At 66.6% G+C, this 22,161-nt stretch carries 23 protein-coding genes; 9 read left to right on the top strand and 14 right to left on the bottom strand.

The features are described from left to right. Positions 1 to 72 precede the first annotated feature (72 nt). Both VGV41_RS21500 and VGV41_RS21505 read left to right on the top strand, forming a co-directional pair. Positions 73 to 684 (top strand): FkbM family methyltransferase, encoded by a 612-nt coding sequence (locus tag VGV41_RS21500; RefSeq protein ID WP_326866218.1) that lies wholly within the window; start codon positions 73 to 75, stop codon positions 682 to 684. 115 nt (positions 685 to 799) lie between these two features. Then, a complete protein-coding gene (locus VGV41_RS21505) occupies positions 800 to 1,522 on the top strand; it encodes an MBL fold metallo-hydrolase (protein WP_326866219.1) in 723 nt (240 codons plus the stop codon). Between the two features lie 165 nt (positions 1,523 to 1,687). Here the strand turns inward: VGV41_RS21505 and VGV41_RS21510 are convergent, their stop codons facing one another. Beyond that, complete coding sequence (locus VGV41_RS21510; protein ID WP_326866220.1) at positions 1,688 to 2,413, bottom strand: DUF1013 domain-containing protein; 726 nt, start codon at positions 2,411 to 2,413, stop codon at positions 1,688 to 1,690. A 194-nt stretch (positions 2,414 to 2,607) separates the two neighbouring features. Between VGV41_RS21510 and ispH the strand changes: the two genes are divergently transcribed. Genes ispH through rnhA form a run of 3 tightly spaced genes read left to right on the top strand, consistent with a single transcriptional unit; the run spans position 2,608 to position 5,020 of the window. Continuing rightward, a complete protein-coding gene (ispH, locus tag VGV41_RS21515) occupies positions 2,608 to 3,579 on the top strand; it encodes a 4-hydroxy-3-methylbut-2-enyl diphosphate reductase (protein WP_326866221.1) in 972 nt (323 codons plus the stop codon). Between the two features lie 8 nt (positions 3,580 to 3,587). Continuing rightward, the gene (locus VGV41_RS21520) at positions 3,588 to 4,550 is read left to right on the top strand and encodes a homoserine kinase (protein ID WP_326866222.1); all 963 of its coding nucleotides are present in this window, start codon (positions 3,588 to 3,590) and stop codon (positions 4,548 to 4,550) included. After that, complete coding sequence (rnhA, locus tag VGV41_RS21525) at positions 4,547 to 5,020, top strand: ribonuclease HI (RefSeq protein WP_326866223.1); 474 nt, start codon at positions 4,547 to 4,549, stop codon at positions 5,018 to 5,020. Before VGV41_RS21520 ends, rnhA begins: the two co-directional genes overlap by 4 nt. Before the next feature lie 55 nt (positions 5,021 to 5,075). Here the strand turns inward: rnhA and VGV41_RS21530 are convergent, their stop codons facing one another. Continuing rightward, positions 5,076 to 5,561, bottom strand: coding sequence for a peroxiredoxin (locus VGV41_RS21530; protein WP_326866224.1), 486 nt, complete (start codon positions 5,559 to 5,561; stop codon positions 5,076 to 5,078). 61 nt (positions 5,562 to 5,622) lie between these two features. Beyond that, entirely contained in the window at positions 5,623 to 6,468 is an 846-nt protein-coding gene (locus VGV41_RS21535) for a protein-disulfide reductase DsbD domain-containing protein (RefSeq protein WP_326866225.1), read from the bottom strand. A gap of 191 nt (positions 6,469 to 6,659) precedes the next feature. On the opposite strand from VGV41_RS21535, the gene VGV41_RS21540 reads away from it, so the two are divergent. Continuing rightward, complete coding sequence (locus VGV41_RS21540; RefSeq protein ID WP_326866227.1) at positions 6,660 to 7,277, top strand: YqgE/AlgH family protein; 618 nt, start codon at positions 6,660 to 6,662, stop codon at positions 7,275 to 7,277. 30 nt (positions 7,278 to 7,307) lie between these two features. On the opposite strand, the gene VGV41_RS21545 is transcribed toward VGV41_RS21540, so the two are convergent. Both VGV41_RS21545 and VGV41_RS21550 read right to left on the bottom strand, forming a co-directional pair. Next, positions 7,308 to 10,175, bottom strand: coding sequence for an EAL domain-containing protein (locus VGV41_RS21545; protein ID WP_326866507.1), 2,868 nt, complete (start codon positions 10,173 to 10,175; stop codon positions 7,308 to 7,310). A gap of 197 nt (positions 10,176 to 10,372) precedes the next feature. After that, positions 10,373 to 11,368, bottom strand: coding sequence for an NAD(P)H-quinone oxidoreductase (locus tag VGV41_RS21550; RefSeq protein ID WP_326866228.1), 996 nt, complete (start codon positions 11,366 to 11,368; stop codon positions 10,373 to 10,375). A gap of 104 nt (positions 11,369 to 11,472) precedes the next feature. On the opposite strand from VGV41_RS21550, the gene VGV41_RS21555 reads away from it, so the two are divergent. Then, positions 11,473 to 11,667, top strand: coding sequence for a DUF1192 domain-containing protein (locus VGV41_RS21555; protein WP_326866229.1), 195 nt, complete (start codon positions 11,473 to 11,475; stop codon positions 11,665 to 11,667). A 346-nt stretch (positions 11,668 to 12,013) separates the two neighbouring features. Continuing rightward, entirely contained in the window at positions 12,014 to 12,541 is a 528-nt protein-coding gene (locus VGV41_RS21560; protein WP_326866230.1) for a DUF1465 family protein, read from the top strand. 75 nt (positions 12,542 to 12,616) lie between these two features. On the opposite strand, the gene rpmE is transcribed toward VGV41_RS21560, so the two are convergent. Next, positions 12,617 to 12,853, bottom strand: coding sequence for a 50S ribosomal protein L31 (gene rpmE, locus VGV41_RS21565; RefSeq protein WP_326866231.1), 237 nt, complete (start codon positions 12,851 to 12,853; stop codon positions 12,617 to 12,619). Positions 12,854 to 13,077: 224 nt separating this feature from the next. Here rpmE and VGV41_RS21570 point away from each other — a divergent pair, with 224 nt between their 5' ends. Continuing rightward, positions 13,078 to 14,427 (top strand): MFS transporter, encoded by a 1,350-nt coding sequence (locus VGV41_RS21570; RefSeq protein WP_326866232.1) that lies wholly within the window; start codon positions 13,078 to 13,080, stop codon positions 14,425 to 14,427. Positions 14,428 to 14,433: 6 nt separating this feature from the next. Here VGV41_RS21570 and VGV41_RS21575 read toward each other — a convergent pair whose 3' ends face one another. The 8 genes from VGV41_RS21575 to VGV41_RS21610 form a co-directional block, all read right to left on the bottom strand. After that, a complete protein-coding gene (locus VGV41_RS21575) occupies positions 14,434 to 14,883 on the bottom strand; it encodes a GNAT family N-acetyltransferase (protein ID WP_326866234.1) in 450 nt (149 codons plus the stop codon). After that, complete coding sequence (locus VGV41_RS21580; RefSeq protein ID WP_326866235.1) at positions 14,883 to 15,158, bottom strand: DUF4031 domain-containing protein; 276 nt, start codon at positions 15,156 to 15,158, stop codon at positions 14,883 to 14,885. The genes VGV41_RS21575 and VGV41_RS21580 overlap by 1 nt, the downstream gene beginning before the upstream one ends. Before the next feature lie 6 nt (positions 15,159 to 15,164). After that, the gene (locus tag VGV41_RS21585) at positions 15,165 to 16,190 is read right to left on the bottom strand and encodes a peptidoglycan -binding protein (protein WP_326866236.1); all 1,026 of its coding nucleotides are present in this window, start codon (positions 16,188 to 16,190) and stop codon (positions 15,165 to 15,167) included. A gap of 100 nt (positions 16,191 to 16,290) precedes the next feature. Then, complete coding sequence (locus tag VGV41_RS21590; protein WP_326866237.1) at positions 16,291 to 17,271, bottom strand: flagellar motor protein MotA; 981 nt, start codon at positions 17,269 to 17,271, stop codon at positions 16,291 to 16,293. 141 nt (positions 17,272 to 17,412) lie between these two features. Continuing rightward, positions 17,413 to 18,201, bottom strand: coding sequence for an inositol monophosphatase family protein (locus tag VGV41_RS21595; protein WP_326866238.1), 789 nt, complete (start codon positions 18,199 to 18,201; stop codon positions 17,413 to 17,415). Between the two features lie 34 nt (positions 18,202 to 18,235). After that, positions 18,236 to 19,213: a tetratricopeptide repeat protein gene (locus VGV41_RS21600; protein WP_326866239.1), complete on the bottom strand. Its 978-nt coding sequence runs from the start codon at positions 19,211 to 19,213 to the stop codon at positions 18,236 to 18,238. After that, positions 19,210 to 19,860: a thiamine phosphate synthase gene (locus VGV41_RS21605; RefSeq protein WP_326866240.1), complete on the bottom strand. Its 651-nt coding sequence runs from the start codon at positions 19,858 to 19,860 to the stop codon at positions 19,210 to 19,212. Before VGV41_RS21605 ends, VGV41_RS21600 begins: the two co-directional genes overlap by 4 nt. Before the next feature lie 64 nt (positions 19,861 to 19,924). Continuing rightward, complete coding sequence (locus VGV41_RS21610; protein WP_326866241.1) at positions 19,925 to 22,105, bottom strand: tetratricopeptide repeat protein; 2,181 nt, start codon at positions 22,103 to 22,105, stop codon at positions 19,925 to 19,927. Positions 22,106 to 22,161 lie beyond the last annotated feature (56 nt).

Raw genomic sequence — 22,161 nt, forward strand, 5'->3', positions numbered from 1 at the left:
GGGCAACCCATCGGACATGGCCGGAGCGTTCGTGCAGTTTGTCGCCGCGAATTTCTGCGGTCGCAGTCGCAGTTGTTTCAGGATCTGCTGGTCCTCTTCCTGCTCAAGGGCAAGCCGAACGGCTATTTCGTCGAGTTCGGCGCGACCGACGGCGTTCTGCTCAGCAACACGATCGCCCTCGAGCGGAATCTCAACTGGAAAGGCATTCTCGCCGAGCCGGCGCGCGGCTGGCACACGGCGCTGAAGAGCAATCGCAAGGCCGCGATCGACTTGCGCTGCGTCTGGTCGAAGACGGGCGAGCAGCTCGACTTCAAGGAAACGGCGGATGCCGAGTTGTCGACGTTAACCCAGCTGGTCGATGCCGATTTCAACAAAGGCGCGCGCGTTCACGGCACGTCGTACAATGTCGAAACGGTGTCGCTCAACGACCTGCTCAAGACGCATCAGGCGCCGCGCGAAATCGATTACATGTCGATCGACACCGAAGGCTCGGAGCTGCCGATCCTCGAAGCGTTCGACTTCGCCCGCTATGACGTCAAGGTGATGACGGTCGAGCACAACTTCGTCGAACCGGCGCGCGGGAAGATGCATGAATTACTGACGCGCAACGGCTTTGTGCGCGTGTTCGAGCCGCTGTCGCAATTCGACGACTGGTACGTCAAACGGGCGCTCGTCGGGCTCTGACGCCAGTACATAAGGGAATGCCGATGCCCCACTTCATCTGCACCGCCTGCGGCACGCAATATGCGGACACCGCGCGCCTGAACAATGCCCGATCTGCGAGGAAGAACGGCAATACGTGCCGCCGCGCGGGCAGACCTGGACGACGCTCGAGGCGCTCAAGGCGAGCCACATGAACGCCTTTCACGCGCACGAGCCCGGGATCGTCGGCATCGGCGCGACGCCGAATTTCGCCATCGGCCAGCGCGCGATTTTGGTGCAAACGCCGGGCGGCAACGTGCTGTGGGATTGCATCGCGCCGCTCGACGACGCGACCGTCACGCTGATCAAGGGCCTCGGCGGGCTCAAGGCGATCGCGATCTCGCACCCGCATTTCTACACGACGATGGTGGAGTGGAGCCGCGCTTTCGGCTGCCCGATCCATCTCCACGCTGCGGATCGCGACTGGGTGATGCGCAAGGACGATGCGATCCGCTTCTGGGACGGCGACACGCTGCAGCTGTGGGACGGTGTCACGCTGGTGCGCTGCGGCGGGCATTTCGCCGGCGGCGCGGTGCTGCACTGGCAGGGCGGCGCGGACGGCAAAGGCATCGTCTGCACCGGAGACATTTTGACGGTTGCGGTCGACCGCAAATGGCTGTCCTTCATGCGCAGCTATCCAAATCTCATTCCGTTGTCGCGGCGCGAGGTCGAGGCGATCGGCCGCGCCATGGCGCCGTTCGCGTTCGAGCGCATGTACGGCCATTATTTCGACCGCGTCATTGCCGCGGACGCGAAGGCGGTTCTGGAAAAATCCGTCGCGCGTTATATCGCGGCGATCGAGGGGGCGCGGGGATATTGAATTGAACGTCCCGTTCGTCCCCGCGAAAGCGGGGACCCAGCTGTGAGTCAGCCCTGGATTCCCGCTTTCGCGGGAATGAACGGAGTGTGTGGAGCCGTTCGTAAAAAAAAACGGCCGGGACTTTGTCCGGCCGTTTCAAATTCCAGATCCGAAAGGCGAGGGCGCTTACCCCTCGTCCTCGTTGTCCGCCTTCTTGCCGCCGCCGAGCTGCTTGAGCTTGGCGAACACGGCGCCGACGTCGATTTCTCCGGCCGGCTTGTCGGCCTCACGTTCCGCGGCCGCCGCCTCTTCGGCTTCCTTGCGCGCGGTGGTTTCGGACGCCGGCAGAAGCGTCGCGCCGGTTTCGACCGGCACCGGCTTCTCCTTGTTGGCGCGCGAGACCTCGAGGTCGAGGTCGATCTGCGAGCACAGACCGAGCGTCACCGGATCCAGCGGTGTCAGGGCGGCCGAATTCCAGTGGGTGCGGTCGCGGATCGAGGCGATCGTCGACTTGGTGGTGCCGACGAGGCGCATGATCGCCGAGTCCTTGAGCTCCGGATGGTTGCGCACCAGCCAGAGAATGGCGTTCGGCCGGTCCTGGCGGCGCGACACCGGCGTGTAGCGCGGACCCTTCTTGCTGCGGTCGTGACCGGCAAGCGGCACCTTCGGCGAGCTCAGCGACAGGCGGATGTCCGGATTGGCCTCGGCGTTCTCGATCTGCTCGCGGCTCAGCTGCCCGGTCAGGATCGGGTCGAGACCCTTGATGCCCTGAGCCGAGTCGCCGTCGGCGATGGCCTTCACTTCCAGGGGGTGCAGCTTGCAGAAGTCGGCGATCTGGTCGAACGACAGCGCCGTGTTGTCCAGGAGCCAGACGGCCGTCGCTTTCGGCATCAGGGGAGCTGCGGTCGCCATGAAATAAATCTCCTCTGCGCTTCGCCCGCCCGGCGGGCGAAGCAGTGAGATCATCGACGATGATCGGGGATGAGCGGAATATAGGCGGCGCGACCCCGTCACGCAACCGTTCCGTCTTGACAGACATGGGCAGCACGCCCCATGTCGGGGTTGGACAAGGCGCGTCGGTTGCCGCGCATGCGAGGACGCCGGACGTGGCCGAAAGCCCGGAAAAACCCCTTCTTCAGGTCCTGCTTTGCTCGCCGCGCGGCTTCTGCGCCGGCGTGGTGCGGGCCATCGAGAGCGTGGAGCGGGCGCTCGCCATCCATGGCGCACCGGTCTACGTCCGCCACGAAATTGTCCATAACCGCTACGTGGTGGACAGCCTGCGGCAGAAGGGCGCCATTTTCGTCGAGGAACTGGACGAGGTTCCCGACGACGGCCAGCCGGTCATCTTCTCCGCGCACGGCGTTCCGCGCACCGTTCCGGCCGAGGCCGGCCGCCGCAACCTGTTCGCGCTCGACGCCACCTGTCCGCTGGTCACCAAGGTGCACCGCGAGGCCGAAATCCACTACCGCAGGGGCCGCGAGATCGTGCTGATCGGCCATTCCGGGCATCCGGAGGTGGTCGGGACGATGGGGCAGCTGCCGGCCGGCTCGATCACCCTCGTCGAGACCCCCGAGGACGTCGACCGCTTCGTCCCCAGGGACGTCCACAATCTCGCTTACGTGACGCAGACCACGTTGTCGGTGCAGGACACGCTCGGCATGGTCGAGCGGCTCAAGGGCCGTTTCCCCGAGATCGTCGGCCCGCACAAGGAAGACATCTGCTACGCCACCACCAACCGGCAGGAAGCGGTGCGCCGCGTCGCCCCCGTCGTCGACGCCATGGTCGTGGTCGGCGCGCCGAACTCGTCCAATTCGCAGCGGCTGAAGGAAGTGGCGGAGAAGTCCGGCTGCCCCTTCGCCGTGCTGGTGCAGCGCGCCGCCGACATCGACTGGGCGCGCTTCGAGAACGTCACCCGGCTCGGCGTCACCGCCGGCGCCTCCGCCCCCGAGGTGCTGGTCGAGGAAGTGCTCGACGCCTTCGCCCGCCGTTACGCGCTCAGCGTCGAGACCGTTTCCGCCGCGACGGAAGACATGTTCTTCCCGCTGCCGCGTCCGCTGCGGGATCAGGCGGCCGAGTGAGCCGCTAGATGGCCGTCTACACCGACGTCACCACCGACGACCTCGCCCGCTTTCTCTCCGGTTATGACATCGGAGAGCTGCTGTCCTACAAGGGCATCGCGGAAGGCGTCGAGAATTCCAATTTCCTGGTGCACACCAGCGCCGGCAATTTCATTCTCACGCTCTACGAGAAGCGCGTCGCCGAAGCCGATCTGCCGTTCTTCATCGCATTGATGGAGCATCTCGCGGCGCGCGGCATCAATTGCCCGCAGCCGGTGAAGAACAAGCAGGGCGGGATGCTCGGCCGCGTCGCCGGACGCCCGGCGGCGATCGTCACCTTCCTCGACGGCCTGTGGATGCGCCGGCCCAATGCCAGTCATTGCGCCGGCGTCGGCGAGGCGTTGGCGAAGCTGCATCTCGCCGGCGGCGACTTCGGCATGCAGCGCAGGAACGCGCTGTCGATCGAAGCGTGGCGGCCGCTCTACGAGACGGCGCGGACGCGCGGCGACAGCGTGCGGCCGGGCCTCTGCGCCGACATCGCCGCCGAGCTCGACGTGCTCGACACCTGCTGGCCGAGCAATCTGCCGCACGGCGTCATCCACGCCGATCTGTTTCCCGACAACGTCTTCTTCCTCGGCGATAATCTGTCGGGGCTGATCGACTTCTATTTCGCCTGCACCGACATGCTCGCCTATGACGTGGCGATCTGCCTCAACGCATGGTGCTTCGAGCCGGATCATTCCTATAACGTCACCAAGGGCCGCGCGCTCTTGAAGGCCTACGCCAGGGTGCGCGCGCTGTCGGCGGCGGAGCGCGAGGCGCTGCCGGTGCTGGCGCGCGGCGCGGCGATGCGCTTCCTGCTGACGCGGCTCGTCGACTGGCTGGCCGTTCCCGAGGGCGCCTTGGTCAAGCCGAAGGATCCGCTCGAATATTACCGCAAGCTGCGCTTCCACCAGTCGGTGAGAAGCGTCGCCGATTACGGCTTCGAATGATGTCGGACCAGCACGTCACCATCTACACCGACGGCGCCTGCTCGGGAAATCCGGGCCCGGGCGGCTGGGGTGCGATCCTCAGCGTCGGCGACCATCAGAAGGAATTGATGGGTGGCGAGGCGCACACCACCAACAACCGCATGGAATTGATGGCGGCGATCTCGGCGCTGGAAGCGCTCAAGCGGCCCTGCGTCGTCGACATCCACACCGACAGCCAGTACCTGCGCAACGGCATCATGACCTGGATCCACGGCTGGAAGCGCAACGGCTGGCGCACCGCCGACAAGAGTCCGGTCAAGAACGTCGATCTGTGGAAGCGGCTCGACGAGGCGCTTAAAGCCCACACCGTGCATTGGCACTGGGTGAAGGGCCACGCCGGCCACGACATGAACGAGCGCGCCGATCAACTCGCGCGCGACGGGCTCATCGCGGCGCGCGCCGGCGCCGTGGGTGCGATGAAGAGGAACTGAAAGCGAAATGGCCGGGACTTGCCCGGCCATCCTGTATCTCGATCGGCCTGATAACTCAAATCTGGCCGAGCAGCGCCTGGCCACCGGACACGTCGCACTTGCCCGGCGCTTCCTCGATGTTGACCTGCTTCACGACGCCGTCATCGACCAGCATCGAATAGCGCTTCGAGCGGATGCCGAGGCCGCCAGCGGACGCGTCGAGCACCATGTCGACGCCCTTGGCGAATTCGGCGCTGCCGTCGGCGAGAAAGTCGATCTTGCCGTCGCCGCCGGTCGCTTCCGCCCACTTCTTCATGACGAAGGCATCGTTGACGGCCGTCACCGCGACCGTGTCGACGCCCTTCTTCTTGAAGGCGTCGATGTTGTTGAGGAAGCTTGGCATGTGCAGGTTGGTGCAGGTCGGCGTGAAGGCGCCGGGCACCGCAAACAGCGCGACCTTCTTGCCCTTGAACACCTCGTCGGTGGTCTTCGGCTTGGGGCCTTCCGATGTCATCACGCGAAAGGTGGCGTTGGGCAGCTTGTCACCGACTTTGATGGGCATGGGCTCCTCAATATGGCTACGTGCGTTTCTCCGGAGCGGGTACTTACGCTTCCGGGCGCATTTAGTCGAGGCGGGTCGTGACTTCGTAGGCCTGCTGGCCTTCGACCACGGTGAAGGTCAGGTCGAACGGGCCCTTGTTCGGGTCGACGCCCGGCGGCAGCCCATCGAGCTCGAAGCTGAAATGACGGTGGCCGGCCGGTGCGCCTTGCGCCGGCTTCGGAATGGGCAAGGCCCAGTCCGCGGTCGGGCCTTCAACGAATACCGAGACCGGCGCGTTGGCCGGCGCCGGCAGGTCGACCATCACCAGCGGCTTGGCGCCGCCGGTCACGCGCTTGGCGGTCAGTCCGGCCGCGGCATCGGATACATGCTTCGGCACGCGCGCCTTGGCGGCCTTCACGGCGGCATCTTCCTTGCTGGCGCCCGGCGCAACCGTGAGCGCGGCGCTGCCTTCGGCCGGCACACAAAGCTTGTCGCAAACCGCGTAGTCGGCCTTCAGCTTCAACGTGACCGGCTTGCCCGGATCCTTCGGCGTCACGTCGACCGGAAACACGACGCTGCCTTCGTATCCAATCGTCGAGCCCGCTTCGTCGGTGTGCACCTGTGGCGCGGGAAACAGCACCTTCGCGCTCTTGAGATTGTCGGAGCCGGAAAAATCGAAGCGCGGCGGCACGCCGGAGTCGCCCGGATAGCGCCAATAGGTGTGCCAGCCCGGCAGCAGCTTCATCTCGATGCCGGCATGCAGCAGTGCGGCATCGTCGGCGCTACTGCCGGCAATGAGACGGATGGAGGAGCGGCTGTCGTTGCTCCAGGCGGAGGCGTCCTCGGCCTGCGCAATGCGCGCGGCAGCGAATGTGACGGCGCCGGCGGCGGCCGCGACGAGACCAAGGTGGCGAAAGAATGCGCTCATGTCCGGCTGGTAACGCTTAACCCCATGCGAAGCCACTAAAATCGTCGTGAGGTGCGGGTGAGGACGACGCGACCATTTCGCCGCAATTATGACCTTTGCGGATTGTGGTGCGCGCAAAATCGGGCGTGCGGTTGAACTTTTCAGCGGACGCGTCGTTTGCAAAGAGGGGTCGATCGGGTAACATTTCACGCATGAAAATCTCTGCTAAATCCGCCGATGTCGCATCCAGCCGAGGCTTTCTCGACGGCCAGATGTTGATTGCGATGCCCGCGATGGCCGACGAGCGCTTCGCGCGGACGGTCATCTATGTCTGTGCGCACTCGTCCGAAGGCGCGATGGGCATCGTCGTCAACCAGGCCGCCCAGAATATTAGATTTCCCGATCTGTTGGTGCAGCTCGAGGTCATCCCGGCGGCCGAGCGCATCCAGTTGCCCACGACGGCGGCGGACGTGCGCGTGCTCAAGGGCGGCCCGGTCGAGACCGGACGCGGCTTCGTGCTGCACTCGGCCGATTTCTTCATCGAGAACTCGACGCTGCCGATCGACGACGGCATCTGCCTGACCGCGACGCTCGACATCCTCAAGGCGATTGCCCGCGGCACCGGGCCGCACGACGCGATCCTCGCGCTCGGCTATGCCGGCTGGGCGCCGGGTCAGCTCGAGCAGGAGATCCAGCAGAACGGCTGGCTGCATTGCGCCGCCGATCAGGACCTGATCTTCGGCAAGGACATCGAGCACAAATACGAGCACGCGTTGCGCAAGCTCGGCATCGATCTCGGCATGCTGTCGAGCGAAGCCGGCCACGCCTGAGGCGGTCGTCCACGTCGGCCGGCGCGCGCCTTATTCCGATGCAATCTTGAGGGGGCTGAGCCGCGGCGGCGGTTTGTCGGCCATGAGGTCGGTCGCGGCCTCCGCCGTCATCGGCTCGCCGAAGGCGTAGCCCTGCGCGTATTCGCAGCCGAGGTGATAGAGCTCGACCGCGTCGGAATCCGTCTCCGCGCCTTCCGCCACGACGTCCATGCCGAGATCGTGCGCCAGCGCGATGATCGACCGCAGGATCACCGGACGCGTGCCGCGCGCGGTGGTGCGCACGAACGACTGGTCGATCTTGATGGTATCGAACGGGAAGCGCTGCAGATAGGCGAGCGAAGAATGGCCGGTGCCGAAGTCGTCGAGCGACAGACCGGCGCCGAGCTCCTTGATGCGCGCGAGCATCTGCGCCGCGTGCTCAGGATTCTCCATCACCAGCGATTCGGTGATCTCCAGCTTGAGCGAGCCGCGCGCCAGTGCGGTGCGGCCGAGCACGCCGCGCAGATCCTGGATGAGGTCGTGGCGCAGCAACTGGCGCGACGAGACGTTGACGCTGGCGAACAGCGGCTCATGCGAGCGATTGGCCGCCTGCCAGCTTGCGAGCTGGCGCGCGGTACGATCGAGCACGAACAGGCCGAGATCGACGATGAGCCCGATCTCCTCGGCGATCGAGATGAATTCGACCGGCGACAGGCGGCCGAGCTTGGGGTGGTCCCAGCGCGCCAGCGCCTCGAAGCCGGCAATGGCGCGATCCTCCAGCCGGACGATCGGCTGGTACAGCACCTTGATCTCTTCGCGCTCGATGGCGCGGCGTAGTTCGGACTCGATGGTGAGGCGGTCGGTCTTGCGCGAGCGCATCGCCGCCTTGAAGATCTCGATGCGGTCACCGCCGATGCGCTTGGCGTGATACATCGCCAGCTCGGCGTCCTTGAGCACCTCTTCCGGCCGCGCCGCCTGGGTGTCCGGCATTGCCAGCCCGATCGATGCGGTGAGGAATATCTCGCGGTCGTTGAAGGCGATCGGCGCGCGCAGCGCGCGGCGCATGGTCTCGGCGAAGCCGACGACGCGGGTCGGCTCGCGTTCCGACATCAGGATGAGCGCGAACTGGTCGCCGGAGAGCCGCGCCAAGGTATCCTGCGGCTTCAAGAGCCGCGATAGCCGCCGCGCGATGGTGAGCAGGATGGAATCGCCGACCGCCATGCCGACGGAATCGTTGACCTGCTTGAAGCGGTCGATGTCGATGACGACCACCGCCGGCTTCAAAGTCGCGTCCGACTTGACGAAGGCGAAGGTCGACTCCATGCGGTCGATGAACAGTTCGCGGTTCGGCAGGCCGGTGAGATTGTCGTGCACCGCGTCGAACAGCAGCCGCTCTTCCGCATTCTTGAAGTCGGTGACGTCGGTGAGCGTGCCGACGAGACGCACCACTTCGCCGTCGGAGCCGACGACCGGCCGCGCCTTCAGCGACAACCAAGCATAATGGCCGTCGGCGGCGCGCAGGCGGAAGTCCTGATGCAGCCGGCCGCGGCGCTGTTCGACGGCGCTGTCCAGCGCGGCGCGGAAGCGGTCGCGGTCGAGCGGATGCAGCACGTCAAGCCAGGCGGCGGCGGCGCCTTCCAGCGTGCCGCGCTTGAGGCCGAGCAGATGCTCCGTCTCGGGGCTGGTGTAGACCTTGTCGGCGGAGACGTCCCAGTCCCAGATCAGGTCGCCGGCGCCGGTCAGCGCGAGCGCGCGCCGCTCGACGTCCGAGACGATGCCGTGCGTGATGCCGCCGGCGAAAGCGTGCTGCATGACTGTGAAGCCGATCAGCATGACGATGAGCACGAGGCCGCCCAGCAGCGCCGGGCCGATGATGTCGTTGGTGATGATGCCGGTGACGCAGAGGCCGGCGGCGAATGTCCACACCACCAGTAACAGCCAGGTTGGTATGAGCAGCACTGCGCGGTCGTAGCCGTGGGTCGACAGGTAGATTACCAGCGCCAGGCCGAGCACGGCGATGCAGGCCAGCGACAGTCGCGCGATGCCGGAGGCCACCGCCGGATCGAACACCGCGACGCCGATCAGCGCGGCGAGCGCGGCGAGCCAGGCGACGGTGATGTGCATGTAGCGCACGTGCCAGCGCGACAGGTTCAGGTAGGCGAACAGGAAGACCACCAAAGTCGCCGACAGGATCGCCTCGCCGCAGGCGCGCCAGATGCGCTCGGCGCCGGCGGTCATGTCGAACACCTTGCCCCAGAAGCCGAAGTCGATGCCGATGTAGATCAGCACCGCCCAGCCGAGCGCGGCCGCGGCGGGAAACATCATCGAGCCCTTCACCACGAACAGGATGGTGAGGAACAGCGCGAGCAGGCCGGCGATGCCGATGACGATGCCGTAGTAGAGCGTGAAGGAGTTGACCTTGTCCTTGTAGGCGTCCGGCTCCCACAGATAGATCTGCGGCAGCTTGTCGGTGCGCAATTCGGCGACGAAGGTGATGACCGTGCCCGGGTCGAGCGTGACGCGGAAGATGTCGGCGGTGCTGCTGGCCTGCCGCAGCGGACGGTCGCCGGTCGAGGGCGTGATCGAGGCGACGCGGGAGAGACCGAGATCGGGCCAGATCAGCCCCGAGCCGACCATGCGGTAGTGCGGCACGACGATCAGCCGGTCGATCTGCTCATCCCCATTATTGGTGAGCGCGAAGACAGCCCAGTTGGTGTTGTGCTCGCGGGCGTGCACCTCGATGCGGCGGACGATGCCGTCGGGTCCGGGTGCGGTCGAGACCTGAATGCGGTCGGTCTCGGTGTGTTGCAGCTCGGTGGCGGCGGTGAGGTCGATGGCGGGGGTGTCCTGGCGGACATTGACCGCCTCGACGGCGTGCGCGGGCGGCGTCGCGACCGTTATGGCGGCGAGCGCAATCAGGCCGGCAGCGACCTTCCCGAACCAGCTTCGAAACAATCGAAATCCCCCGGCCGCGGCGTTGGTCGGTCTGCCTGTCAGGCACCGCCGTCGGTTGAAGTCAGTCAACAAGCCCCACCTTGCTCGCTTTTCGTCCGACATTGTGCCGATTTCGCGGCCCGCCGTCGCCTGATTTCCGCGGTCAGGGGGTGCCGCCCACATCAGACCGTCAGGACGATCTTGCCGATATGGGCGCTCGATTCCATCAGCGCGTGCGCGGCCGCGGCCTCGCGCAGCGGGAACGTCTTGTAGATGACCGGCTTGACCTTGCCGGCGGCCAGGAGCGGCAGCACGCGATCCTCGACCGTGCGCGCGATGGCGCCCTTGTCGGCATTGGAGCGCGAGCGCAGCGTCGAGCCGGTGTGGTGCAGCCGCTTGAGCATCAGCCGCATGAAGTTGACTTCCGCCTTGGCCGAGCCCTGGAAGGCGATCTGCACGATGCGGCCCTCGACGGCGGCCGCTTCGTAATTGCGGCCGATGTAATCGCCGCCGACCATGTCGAGGATCACATCGACACCCTTGCCGTCGGTGGCGGCCTTGCAAACCGCCACGAAGTCCTCGGTCTTGTAATTGATGGCGAGATCGGCCCCGAGCTTGCGGCAGGCCTCGCACTTGTCTTCGGAGCCGGCGGTGACGAACACCTTGGCGCCGAACTGTTTGGCGAGTTGGATCGCGGTGGTGCCGATGCCCGACGAGCCGCCGTGCACGAGCAGCGTCTCGTCTTCCTTCAGTCCGCCGCGTTCGAATACGTTGTGCCAGACCGTGAAGGTCGTCTCGGGGACGGCGGCGGCGTCGATGAAGGGCAGCGTGCTCACCGCCAGCGTGTGGGTGGCGACGGCGAGGCAGTATTCGGCATAGCCGCCGCCGGAGACCAGCGCCATGACGCGGTCGCCTTCCTTCCACCGCTTGATCGCGGGGCCGAGGGCGGCGATCTCGCCGCTGACCTCGAGGCCGGGAATGTCGGACGCGCCGGGCGGCGGCGGATACAGGCCTTTGCGCTGCATCACGTCCGGCCGATTGACGCCGGCGGCCCGCACGCGGATCAGAATCTCGCCTTCCCCCGGTTTCGGCACCGGGCGTTCCTCCGGAACCAGCACTTCGGGGCCGCCGGGCGTCCTGATGCCGATGGCGGTCATCTGGGTCGGGAGTGTGCTCATCGGGAACCTCGTCGGCGGGCTGGACGCCCTGTTTAGGCGCGCCTCGCCGGTGTGACAACCCGCAGAACGGCCAGTAGATTTGCCGCGTCCGTGGAGGGTTCGCAATGCCGGCGATCGACGACGACGACAGGCCGAAGAAGAAGGTGACGCACGATATCGGGCAGGACCTGGCGCTTCTGTCGGTCGAGGAGCTCGACGCGCGCGTGACGCTGCTGAAGGAGGAAATCGCGAGGCTCGAGGCCGATATGGTCAAAAAGCGCGCGACCCGCGCCGCAGCCGACCAGTTCTTCAAGCGCTGAGGGCCGGAAGCCGCTCGAATTTAAAAAGCCATTGCCTCAAATTTTAAGCGGTAATTAAGCTTTCGGGATCATTACTACCGGCGTCCATCTTCGTGGACATCGAGTGGCTCCTGTCCACTCTGTTTTGACGCCTCCCTGTTATCACTTTGAGCCGCCGGCAACGGCGGCTCCTTTTTTGTGCCGTTTTGGGGCAAGTTCGGGGATAAGGCCGTCTTTCGGCGACGGCAGCAACCATCCCGTAAGGTTTGCGGGCGCTCCGTCTGGACGAGCACGCGCAAGCGCGCCATGCTTACTCATTCGTTAAGGGGCAAGCTCTGAGCCCCGAGCGTCAGTGAGGCGTAGCGTCATGTCCGAAAAGTCCCTGATCAGCGACAACCAGCCGGTGTCCTTCGGCGAGAAGTTCGCCAATTCGCAGGCCTTTGCCGAATTGTTCCGCAGCGGCATGGCGCTGGTCGAGGAGACCGCGACGTATCTGGACGGGCCGGGACGGCAGGAATCCAAGAAGCTCGCCCGCGCCGCCGCGCTCGCTTACGCCACCGAAAGCATGCGCCTGACCACGCGGCTGATGCAGCTCGCGTCGTGGCTGCTCCTGCACCGCGCGGTGAAGGAGGGCGAGATGTCGCTCGCCCAGGCCAACAAGGAAAAGAACAAGGTGCGCCTGTCGGCGACCGACACGCACGATGCCAACAACATGGGCCTGCTGCCGGAGCCGCTGCGCACGCTCATCGAGCGCTCGGTGACGTTGCAGAACCAGGTGCGCCGGCTCGATGCGACTATCCACAACACGCTGACCGAGATGACGGCGCCGTCGATCAATCCGGTCGAGCACCAACTCGGGCTGCTCAAGGCGGCCTTCGAGGCGGAGCAGGCGTAGCGGCAGCGGCGCAGCGCCAAAAAGGAAAAGCCCCGGCGAGCCGGGGCTTTTTTCGTATCGGGCCGGGCGGGCGGCTTACTTCTTGCCGGCCTTGTCGAGGAAGCCCGAGAACTTCTTCTGGAACCGCGACACGCGGCCGCCGCGGTCCAGGATCTGCTGCTGGCCGCCGGTCCAGGCCGGGTGCGACTTCGGGTCGATGTCGAGATTGAGGACATCGCCTTCCTTGCCCCAGGTGGTGCGGGTGGTGAACTCGGTGCCATCGGTCATGACGACCTTGATGGTGTGATAGTCGGGGTGAATATCGGTTTTCATCGCTCTTTCGCGTCCAGTCGCGGGTTCCGGTGGCGCCTGAGGACGCCTCAATTGGGCTGAATTTCGCGGGTCTATACAGGAGGCGGAGCACACGGGCAAGGTGCCGCGATTGACCCGGCGCAAAGCGGCGGGGCATTGTCCGGCTTAAGGGTGACGCCCGGGGGCACACTTCAAGGGAAGGCGTCGAAACCAGGCCGGCGGCCGTCCGGGCTGGAATAATTGCCATGAATCGTCAGGAATTTCGCGCGGCCGCCTCGCTGGCGGCGGTCTTCTCCGTCAGGCTGCTCGGCCTGTTCATGATCTATCCGGTGTTCGCCGCCTACGCCCACGGGCTGACCGGTGCGAGCCCCTATCTGGTCGGGGAGGCGCTGGGCATCTACGGCCTCACGCAGGGCCTGCTGCAGATCCCCTTCGGCCTCTTGTCCGACCGGGTCGGACGCAAGGTGATGATCGTCATCGGCCTTCTGCTGTTCGCCGGCGGCAGTGCCGTCGCCGCGCTGTCGACGTCGATCGGCGGCGTCATTTTCGGCCGCGCGCTGCAGGGCGCCGGCGCCGTCGGCTCGGTGATCCTGGCGCTGGTCGCCGATCTCACCACCGAGGAGAACCGCACCAAGGCGCTGGCGATGGTCGGTATCACCATAGGCGCCTCGTTCATGGTGGCGCTGGTGGCGGGCCCGATCCTCGCGGCGCTGATCGGCGTTCCCGGCATCTTCTGGCTCATGGTGGGGCTGGCGCTGGTCGGCATCGCCATCACCGAATTCATGGTGCCGCGGCCGCGCGTCGTGCGCGTGCATCGCGACGCCGAGCCGGTGCCGGCAATGATCGGCTCCGTGCTGCGCAACGCCGAACTGCTGCGGCTCAACTTCGGCATCTTCGCGCTGCACGCGATGCTGACCGCCAGCTTCCTGGTGGTGCCCGCGCTGTTGCGCGGCACGCTCGGCCTGTCGAACCACAACGACTGGATGGTCTATCTGCCGGTGCTGCTGGTCTCGGTCGTCGTCATGGTGCCGGCGATCATCGTCGCCGAGAAATATCGACGGATGAAGGGCGTGTTCGTCGCCGCCGTCGCCACGCTCGTCGTCAGTCAGATCATGCTCTATCTCGGCGCCGGCAATCTCTACGTGCTTCTGGCGGCGCTCACGGTGTTTTTCTCCGGCTTCAACGTCATGGAAGCGAGCCTGCCGTCGCTCATCACCAAGACCGCGCCGCCCGACGCCAAGGGCACGGCGATGGGGCTTTATTCGAGCCTGCAGTTCCTCGGCATCTTCGCCGGCGGCGTCATCGGCGGCTGGGCGAACCAGCACGGCGGCACGGCCGCGGTGTTCGCACTGACCGCGGCGATCGCGCTCGCCTGGCTGCTTGCGGCCGCGACCATGAAGCAGCCGAGCTACCTGACGACGCGGCTCGTCGCGATCGGTGAGGGCGCCGATGCCGTCACGCTCGCCGCGCGGCTGCGCCAGGTGCCCGGGGTCGCCGAGGCGGTGGTGATCGCCGAGGAGAAGCTCGCCTACCTGAAGGTCGATTCCAAATCCTTCGACGCCAAGATGGCGGAGAGTTTGGCCGCGGCGCGGTAGCGGTTGTTATGGCCGCCAGGCCATCCGGTTCACGGCGATGCCAGACACCGGGTTCTTGTCCTCGCCGGCGTAAGAGAAGCCGTGCTTCTCGTAGAAGCGGATGGCGCGGGCATTGTCCTTGTTGACGAGGAGGTCGAGCCCGCGCGGCGACAGGCGTTTGGCTTCATCGACCAGCGCGCGGGCAACGTCCGAACCCCAGAATTCGGGCGCCACCACGATCTGATCGAGATACATCGTCTTGTCGTCGACGGTGACGAAGCCGGCAAGCTTGCCGTCAATCTCCGCCAGCACGACATGCGCGACCGGGATCAGCTCCTGGCGCCAGCGCTCGCGCCACCAGGCCGCGCGCGCGTTGAAGTCGATGTGCGGATAGTGCTGCGCCCAGGTGCGCCGCCACAGCTCGATCGCCGCATCCTCGTCGGCCGGCGTATAGGGGCGGAGGATGGCGGCGTTCATCACGCGCTCAGCGCCGCCTGGCGGCGCAGCTTGCGCGCGATCGTGACCACGGCGGTACGATCGCAGTTGCGCGCGCCATAGGCGATGGCCCGCCGGCGCTCATAGGAGGTGAGGTCGTAATGCGGCGACGCCGTCTTCGGCGGCCCTTGGTAGGACGAGCGATGCAAGCCGAGCTGGCGCGCGAAGCGGTGCAACTCGTCGATGTTATCGGCCAGCAGGTGGCACCATTTGCGCCCGTGCTTTGCCCAGATCGCCTCGTCGACATAGACCGCCATCGATGATCAGCGTTCCGTCAGCTTGAATTCGATGCGGCGGTTCTTGCGATAGGCCTCGTCGGTCGTGCCGGTGTCGATCGGCTGGAATTCGCCGAAGCCCGCGGCAACCAGCCGCTGCGGATTGACGCCTTTGGCGATGAGATACTTTACCACGGCGACCGCGCGCGCCACCGACAGATCCCAGTTGGACTTGAACGGGCCGCCGGTGATCGGCCGCACGTCGGTATGGCCGTCGACGCGCAGCACCCAGGGGATGTCCTTCGGGATCTGCTGCTCGAGGCCGATCAAAGCCGTCGCCATCTTGTCGAGCTCGGCGGTGGCCGCCGGCTTGAGATCGGCCTTGCTGCTGTCAAAGAACAGCTCGGACTGCAGCACAAAGCGGTCGCCGACGATGCGGACGTCCGGTCGGTTACCGAGGATCTCACGCAGCTTGCCGAAGAAGTCGGAGCGGTACTTGGTTAGCTCCTGCACCTTCTGCGCCAGCGCCAGATTGAGCCGCTGGCCGAGGTCGGTGATGCGGCCCTGCGATTCCTTGTTCTTCTGTTCCGAGGCGTCGAGCGCCTGCTCGATGGCGGCGAGCTGGCGACGCAGCGCGGAAATCTGCTGGTTGAGCGCCTCGACCTGCGCCAGCGCTCCGGCGGAGATCTTCTTCTCGCCTTCGAGCGCGGTGGAGAGCTGCGTCACCTGGCCTTGCGCCGAGGCGGCATTGGCGCCGGAGGCGTCGGCCGCGGCTTTCAGCTTGTCGCGCTCGCTCTGGGTCGCGCTCAGCGTGGCGCGCAAAGCGGCGAGCTGGTTCTCGATGTCGGACTTGCCCGCCTTCTCCAGCGACAGGAGGCTCGTCAGTTCCGCGATCTGCGCGTTCAGCTTGGTGAGCGCGGTGTCCTTGCCTGCGACTTCCTGCTGCAGATAGAACTGCACCACGACGAAGACGGTGAGCAGGAAGATGATGCCGAGGATTAGCGTCGACAGCGCGTCGACGAAGCCCGGCCAGTAATTCATGCCGCTTTCGCCGCGGCGTCGTGCGAGGGGCATTTGAACTTACTCTTTCGAACTCTCCCGTTCTCCGCTCATGCCCGCGAAAGCGGGCATCCAGCGCTGGGTCCCCGCTTTCGCGGGGACGAGCGGAGTGGGCCTAGCGGTTCACGCTCTCGCGCACCATGATCTCGAGAAGCCGCTTGATCTCGCGCTGCTGCTCGGCCTGACCGTCGACCCAGTCGCGGATCATCTGTTGCTCGTTGCGCATGTGGTGCACCAAGCCCTGGATCGCCTCGGCGAGATTGACCATCGCCGTGGAGGCGGCCTTGCCGCTGCCGGTCTGATCGATCGCCGCGCGCAGCCGCTCGATGGCCGAGCTCATCTCGCCGGTGACCGCGACGCTGGCGCCGGGCTCGACGGCGTGGTCGTAGACGGTGGTCGAGAGCCAGTCTTCCAGCTCGGTGTAGAAGCGGTTCTGCGCCTGGCTCGACTGCAGGTCGAGGAAGCCGAGCACCAGCGAGCCGGCGAGGCCGAACAGCGAGGACGAGAACGAAATGCCCATGCCCGACAGCGGTGCGGCGAGGCCCTCGCGCAACGATTCGAACATCGAGCTCGCGTCGCCGCCGCCTTTCAGCCCGCTGATGACGCCGACGATCGAGGTCATCGTCTCGATCAAGCCCCAGAACGTGCCGAGCAGGCCGAGGAAGACCATTAGGCCGGTCATGTAGCGGCCGATGTCGCGCGCCTCGTCGAGGCGGGTGGCGATCGAATCGAGGATACCGCGCATCATTTGCGCTGAAATGGCCATGCGGCCGATACGGCTGCCGAGGATCGCCGCCATCGGGGCGAGCAGCACCGGCGGGCGCTCGACGGCCAATCCCGGGTCGGCGAGACGGAAATTGTTGACCCAGGAGATCTCGGGATAGAGGCGGATCACCTGGCGGAACGCGAGCACGACGCCGATGGCAAGGACAGCGAGGATGAGCGTGTTCAGGCCCGGATTGGCCATGTAGGCGACCTGGATTTGCTTGTGCAGCAGGAAGGCCACCAGTCCGCCGAGGACGACGAACACCAGCATCCGGAACAAAAAGATGCGCGGGGACGAAAGCTTGAGCGGATCGATGTCTTTTTTGGCCATGGGCAACGAAGGCTCGCGCGGACGGGCAAATCAATATGGCACAGACGTGCGACAAGGAAACAGCGCCCGGCGCGGCACCGCAAGGATAAAGCGACCGATTGAGTTGAAAATGCGTCGGTAGCCGGGGGTTTTCCGCCCTTCTCAGGCGTTTTTGAGGACCCGCAGCAGTTCCTTGTGCATGGCCTCGTTGCCGGCGACGATGTCGCCCTTGGCCATCATCTCGTCCGCGCCGTCCACATCGGAGACGAAGCCGCCGGCCTCGCGCACCATCAGCACGCCCGCGGCCATGTCCCACGGCTTGATGTCGCGCTCCCAGTAGCCGTCGAGGCGGCCGGCCGCGACCCAGGCGAGGTCGAGTGCGGCGGCGCCGAAGCGGCGCAGTCCCGCCACCTTCTCCTGCACCGCGGCAGTCTCTCTGTGGCCGCGCTCAATATGAGGCCGTCCGAGGTGCGGAAGGCCGCAGGCGATGACCGCGTCGGCGAGACGCTTGCGCGCGGCGACGCGCATCCGCTGGTCGTTGAGGAAGGCGCCCTTGCCGCGCTCGGCCATGAACAGTTCCTCATTGGCCGGATTGTAGATGACGCCGGCGACTATGGTGCCTTCGCGCTCGAGGCCAATGGAGATGCAGAACTGCGGGATGCCGTGCAGGAAGTTGGTGGTGCCGTCGAGCGGATCGACGATCCAGGTATGGGTTTTGTCGGCGCCTTCGCGGGCGCCGCCTTCCTCGCCGAGGAAGCTATAGCCGGGGCGGGCCTTCGACAGCTCGGCGTAAAGCGTCTCCTCGGCGCGACGGTCGGCGGCGGTAACGAAGTTGGCCGGTCCCTTGAGCGAGACCTGCAGCTTCTCGACTTCGCCGAAATCGCGCCTTAGCGCGCGCCCCGCCTTGCGGGCGGCGGCGATCATCACGTTGAGCAGTGCGGAATGGGCCATGGCGCCTGCGGTCTGCCCGCGCGCGGGCGCGGCGTCAAGACCGCGGCTGCTTCAAGGTCGACATCCACGTGCGCGCGGCCTTCTCGCCGGCGTCCTGCACCGCCTGCGGCTGTTTGGCGGCGAAAACGTCGAGATCGGCGTCGTTGGCGCCGGCCGCCTTGGCGACGATATGCCACTTGATGGCCCCGGCCGGGTCGGCCGGCATGCCGCGCCCGGCCATGAGGATGCGGGCGAGGCGGTCCTGAGCGATCGGGCTGCCCCGTTCGGCGGCGCGCAGGAAAAGCTGCGCGGCGGCGCTTTCGCTTTTGGTCGTGCCATCGCCGTTGAACTGCGCGATGGCGAACTCGACCATGGCGTCGAGGTCGCCGCCGATCGAGGAGCGCGCGAGCAGCACGGCCGCCTTGTGCAGGTCCTTGGGCACGCCGCGGCCTTCCTTGTACATGGTGGCCAGCGCGTACTGCGCTTCCGGACTGCCGGCGTTGGCCGCCTGCTCGAACAGCTTGGCGGCATGGCCGAAATCCTGAACGACGTCGCGGCCCTGCAGGTAGAGCAGGCCGAGATCGTAGGCGGCGAGGATGTGGCCGAGCTTGGCCGCCTGCTCGAGCAGCTTCACGGCTGTCGTATGGTCGTTCAGCCCGCCGCGACCGGCCATGTTGAACATGGCCAGGCTGAACATGGCGTTGGGATCGCCGTGCTCGGCGCCCAGTCTGTACCAGTCGGCGGCCTTCTTGTCGTCGTGGCCGACGCCGAGCCCCTGCGCATAGAGTTCGCCGAGAAGCGTCATCGCCGCGGCATCGTTCTGCGCCGCCCGCTGCGTCGCGAGGTTGAACGCGGTCAGATAGAATCCGCGCTCGTAGGCGCCGTAGGCAAGATCGATATTGGCTGCCGACCCGGCAGCGGGTGCGGACGCCGGCGGCGCGGGCGATGCTGTCTTTGCCGCTTGCGCCAGCGCAGGGCTGGCCAGCGCCACAAGGCAGACGGCGGTCAGCGCCGCGCGCGCGCCGCCGTTCATGTCACGCTCTCCGGCAGCGACAGGTCGCGGCCGGCCGCGGCGACGGTGGCGGCCGGATCGCGCCACATCCAGTCGCCGAGGGCGATGAAGTCGGCGCCGGCCTTCACCAGCGGCGCGACCTCGTCGAGCGAGCCCGCATAGGCGACGCAGGGCGCCTCGAACACCTCGGCCCACCAGCCGACGCGTTCCTCGATCACCTCGAAAGCCAGGCGCTCACCGTGCCGGTCGGGATCGCCGAACATGACGTAGTCGGCGCCGCGCTCGGCGGCGACCATCGCGTCATGCCGCGTCGCCAGTCCGCCGCAGCCGGCAATGCGCTCAGGCTTGAGTGTGTCGATGGCCACTTCGAAAGCCTCGATGTCGGCAAGGTGCGCGCCATCTGCGCCGCCGCGGGCCACGAGTTCGGGATGGCCGTCGAGGAGCAGGGCGGCCTCATGCTTCTGCACGAGCGGCGCCAGCTCCTTGATACGGTTGGTCAGGCTGCGCTCGTCGCCGGGCGCGAGCCGCATCAGCACGGCGGCGACGTCGCCGGCCGCCAGCGCTGCCGCGAGCGGCGCGGCGAAGGCAGCCGCGTCGGTGATCTCGGGCGTCACCAGATAGAGGCGGGGTTGCGGGCGCGGCTCCGCTTGCTTCGGTCGAGAGGCCATGGTTCCCGGATGTTAGCGCAATCAGGCGGAAAATTGACCGGCGCCTGTGGCCGGTTGAAGCGGCCTAGCGGGCCTTGGCGAGGGCCGCAAGCGCTTCCGTCACGCGCGCGATGACCGGGTCCCACGTGCCGTCCGACCCCTGCCGGAACAGCCGCGCGGTCGGATACCAGGGGCTGTCCTCGCGCTCGCACAGCCAGCGCCAGTCCTGGATGTGCGACATCAGCAGCCACAACGGCTTGCCGAGGCTGCCGGCGAGGTGGGCAACGGCGGTATCGACGGCGATGACGAGGTCGAGCCGGTCGATGGCGGCCGCCGTGTCGGCGAAGTCGCGGATGACGTCGTCGAGGCGGGCGATCGGCAGGCCGGCCAGTACCGGCAGGTCGGCCTCGCGGTACTCGCGCTGCAGGCTGACGAAGGACGTGCCCGGCAGCGAGACGAGCGCGGCAAGCGACTGAAGTGCGATGCTGCGGTTGTGGTCGTTCTTGTGGCTCGGCTTGCCGGACCATGCCAGCCCGACACGCAGGCCTTCGCGCGGCAGCCGCGCGCGCACGGGAGCGCGCTCCGGTGCGAACAGGTAGGGCACCTCGGCCGGCACGCTGTCGATCGTGGTGCCGAAAGCGAGCGGCAGACTCATCAGCGGGCAATGCAGATCGAAAGCCGGCAGCGGCGTGCCGCGGTTGAGCACGACGACGCCCTCGCCATGCGGCCCGAGCAGCGGCATCAGGCTGTCGGGCAGCTCGAGCACCACGCGCGCGCCGCGCGCTTTGACCAGCGGCAGATAACGAAGCATCTGGATGCTGTCGCCATAGCCCTGCTCGGCGTGCAGGAAAATCGTTTTGCCGACGATCTCCTCCCCCGCCCACTGCGGCTGAACGAAGCCGCGCGACGTCAGCTCGGTGGCGCCGCGCCAGCGCCATTCGTAGCCGGCAAAGCCGTTCGCATAATCGCCGAGCGCGAGCTGCAACAGCGCCTTGTTCCAGTGCGCCTCCGGCATCTGCGGCTCGAGCGCGATGGCATGGTCGAAGCTCGCCATCGCCGCGTCGGCGCGGCCGAGGTAGCGCAGCGCGCTGCCGCGGTTGACCAAGGCCGAGGCGAAAGGCTTGCGCGCGATCGCCGCATCATAGTCGGTCAACGCCTCGGCGTGGCGGTTGAGCTCGATCAGCGCGTTGCCGCGGTTGTTGTAGGCCTCGCCGTAATCGGGCTTGAGCGTCAGTGCACGCTCGAAGCTCTGCAGCGCCTCGTCGTGGCGGCCGAGCGCGTGCAGCGCATTGCCGCGATTATTGAAGCCGTAGGCGAAGTCCGGCTCCATCGCCAACGCGCGTTCGTATTCGGCGAGCGCGTCGGCATGACGGCCCATCTGGTAGAAAACGTTGCCGCGCGCGACGACGGCATCGGTGAAGTCGGGCTTGACCGCGAGCGCGCGGTCGTAGGCGGCGAAGGCGTCGTCGAAGCGCTTGAGGTCGCGCAGCACGAGGCCGCGATTGGCGTGCGTCTCGTGATCGTTCGGCGTCAGCATCAACACGCGATCGTAATACTCGAGTGCCTCGGCCAGCCGCCCGAGGGCGCGCAGGCGGTGGCCGCGCTCCTTCAGCGCCACCGGATGGCGCGGCTGGATCCTGAGCGCGGCGTCGAAGCTCGCCAGCGCCTCGTCCTTGCGTTCGAGCGCCACCAGGCACTGGCCGCGATTGGCCAGCGCGTCGGCGTAATCGAGCTTGAGCGCAAGCGCGGCATCGTAACTCGCCAACGCCTCCTGGAAGCGGCGCAACTCCACGAGCGCATTGCCGCGGTTGTTCAGCGCTTCGGGATAGGCGGGCCGCAACGCCAGGGCGCGCGCGTAGCTCGCGAGCGCTTCCTCCGGCCGCTTGAGCGCGCGCAGCGCGTTGCCGCGGCTGTTGTGCGCCTCGGGGAATTCCTCCGTCAGCGCGATGGCACGCTCGGAGGCCGCGAGCGCTTCCTCGTGCCGTGCCAGCACGGCAAGCACGATCGCGTAGTTGGAATGAGCGGACGCCGCGCCGGAGTTGGCCTTGAGCGCTTGGCCAATGAGCTTTAGCGCCTCCACGGACTGACCGCGCTGGTGCATCAGGACGCCGTAGAGATGCAGGGCATCGAAGCTGTCCGGCCGCTCGGCCAGCACCTTGCGATAGAGGCTTTCCGCCGGCGTCAGTTCGCCGCGCTGGTGATGCCCGGCGGCGCGGCGCAGGAGGTCGTTGAAATCGCGCTGCGGGGTCGGTTGCGGCTGGGCCATCGGGCGATGCGGTGAATGGTGAAGGGCGAACGCAACGCGGACGGCGCCGGTATCGC

Source organism: Pseudolabrys sp. (assembly GCF_035943735.1).
Classification (GTDB): domain Bacteria; phylum Pseudomonadota; class Alphaproteobacteria; order Rhizobiales; family Xanthobacteraceae; genus Pseudolabrys.

Excerpts from the sequence above, each read along its gene's own strand:
- VGV41_RS21510 (WP_326866220.1), bottom strand. The coding sequence starts at position 2,413 with ATGGCGACCGCAGCTCCCCTGATGCCGAAAGCGACGGCCGTCTGGCTC.
- VGV41_RS21520 (WP_326866222.1), top strand. The coding sequence starts at position 3,588 with ATGGCCGTCTACACCGACGTCACCACCGACGACCTCGCCCGCTTTCTC.
- rnhA (WP_326866223.1), top strand. The coding sequence starts at position 4,547 with ATGATGTCGGACCAGCACGTCACCATCTACACCGACGGCGCCTGCTCG.
- VGV41_RS21530 (WP_326866224.1), bottom strand. The coding sequence starts at position 5,561 with ATGCCCATCAAAGTCGGTGACAAGCTGCCCAACGCCACCTTTCGCGTG.
- VGV41_RS21535 (WP_326866225.1), bottom strand. The coding sequence starts at position 6,468 with ATGAGCGCATTCTTTCGCCACCTTGGTCTCGTCGCGGCCGCCGCCGGC.
- VGV41_RS21540 (WP_326866227.1), top strand. The coding sequence starts at position 6,660 with ATGAAAATCTCTGCTAAATCCGCCGATGTCGCATCCAGCCGAGGCTTT.
- VGV41_RS21550 (WP_326866228.1), bottom strand. The coding sequence starts at position 11,368 with ATGAGCACACTCCCGACCCAGATGACCGCCATCGGCATCAGGACGCCC.
- VGV41_RS21555 (WP_326866229.1), top strand. The coding sequence starts at position 11,473 with ATGCCGGCGATCGACGACGACGACAGGCCGAAGAAGAAGGTGACGCAC.
- VGV41_RS21560 (WP_326866230.1), top strand. The coding sequence starts at position 12,014 with ATGTCCGAAAAGTCCCTGATCAGCGACAACCAGCCGGTGTCCTTCGGC.
- rpmE (WP_326866231.1), bottom strand. The coding sequence starts at position 12,853 with ATGAAAACCGATATTCACCCCGACTATCACACCATCAAGGTCGTCATG.
- VGV41_RS21570 (WP_326866232.1), top strand. The coding sequence starts at position 13,078 with ATGAATCGTCAGGAATTTCGCGCGGCCGCCTCGCTGGCGGCGGTCTTC.
- VGV41_RS21575 (WP_326866234.1), bottom strand. The coding sequence starts at position 14,883 with ATGAACGCCGCCATCCTCCGCCCCTATACGCCGGCCGACGAGGATGCG.
- VGV41_RS21580 (WP_326866235.1), bottom strand. The coding sequence starts at position 15,158 with ATGGCGGTCTATGTCGACGAGGCGATCTGGGCAAAGCACGGGCGCAAA.
- VGV41_RS21585 (WP_326866236.1), bottom strand. The coding sequence starts at position 16,190 with ATGCCCCTCGCACGACGCCGCGGCGAAAGCGGCATGAATTACTGGCCG.
- VGV41_RS21590 (WP_326866237.1), bottom strand. The coding sequence starts at position 17,271 with ATGGCCAAAAAAGACATCGATCCGCTCAAGCTTTCGTCCCCGCGCATC.
- VGV41_RS21595 (WP_326866238.1), bottom strand. The coding sequence starts at position 18,201 with ATGGCCCATTCCGCACTGCTCAACGTGATGATCGCCGCCGCCCGCAAG.
- VGV41_RS21600 (WP_326866239.1), bottom strand. The coding sequence starts at position 19,213 with ATGAACGGCGGCGCGCGCGCGGCGCTGACCGCCGTCTGCCTTGTGGCG.
- VGV41_RS21605 (WP_326866240.1), bottom strand. The coding sequence starts at position 19,860 with ATGGCCTCTCGACCGAAGCAAGCGGAGCCGCGCCCGCAACCCCGCCTC.
- VGV41_RS21610 (WP_326866241.1), bottom strand. The coding sequence starts at position 22,105 with ATGGCCCAGCCGCAACCGACCCCGCAGCGCGATTTCAACGACCTCCTG.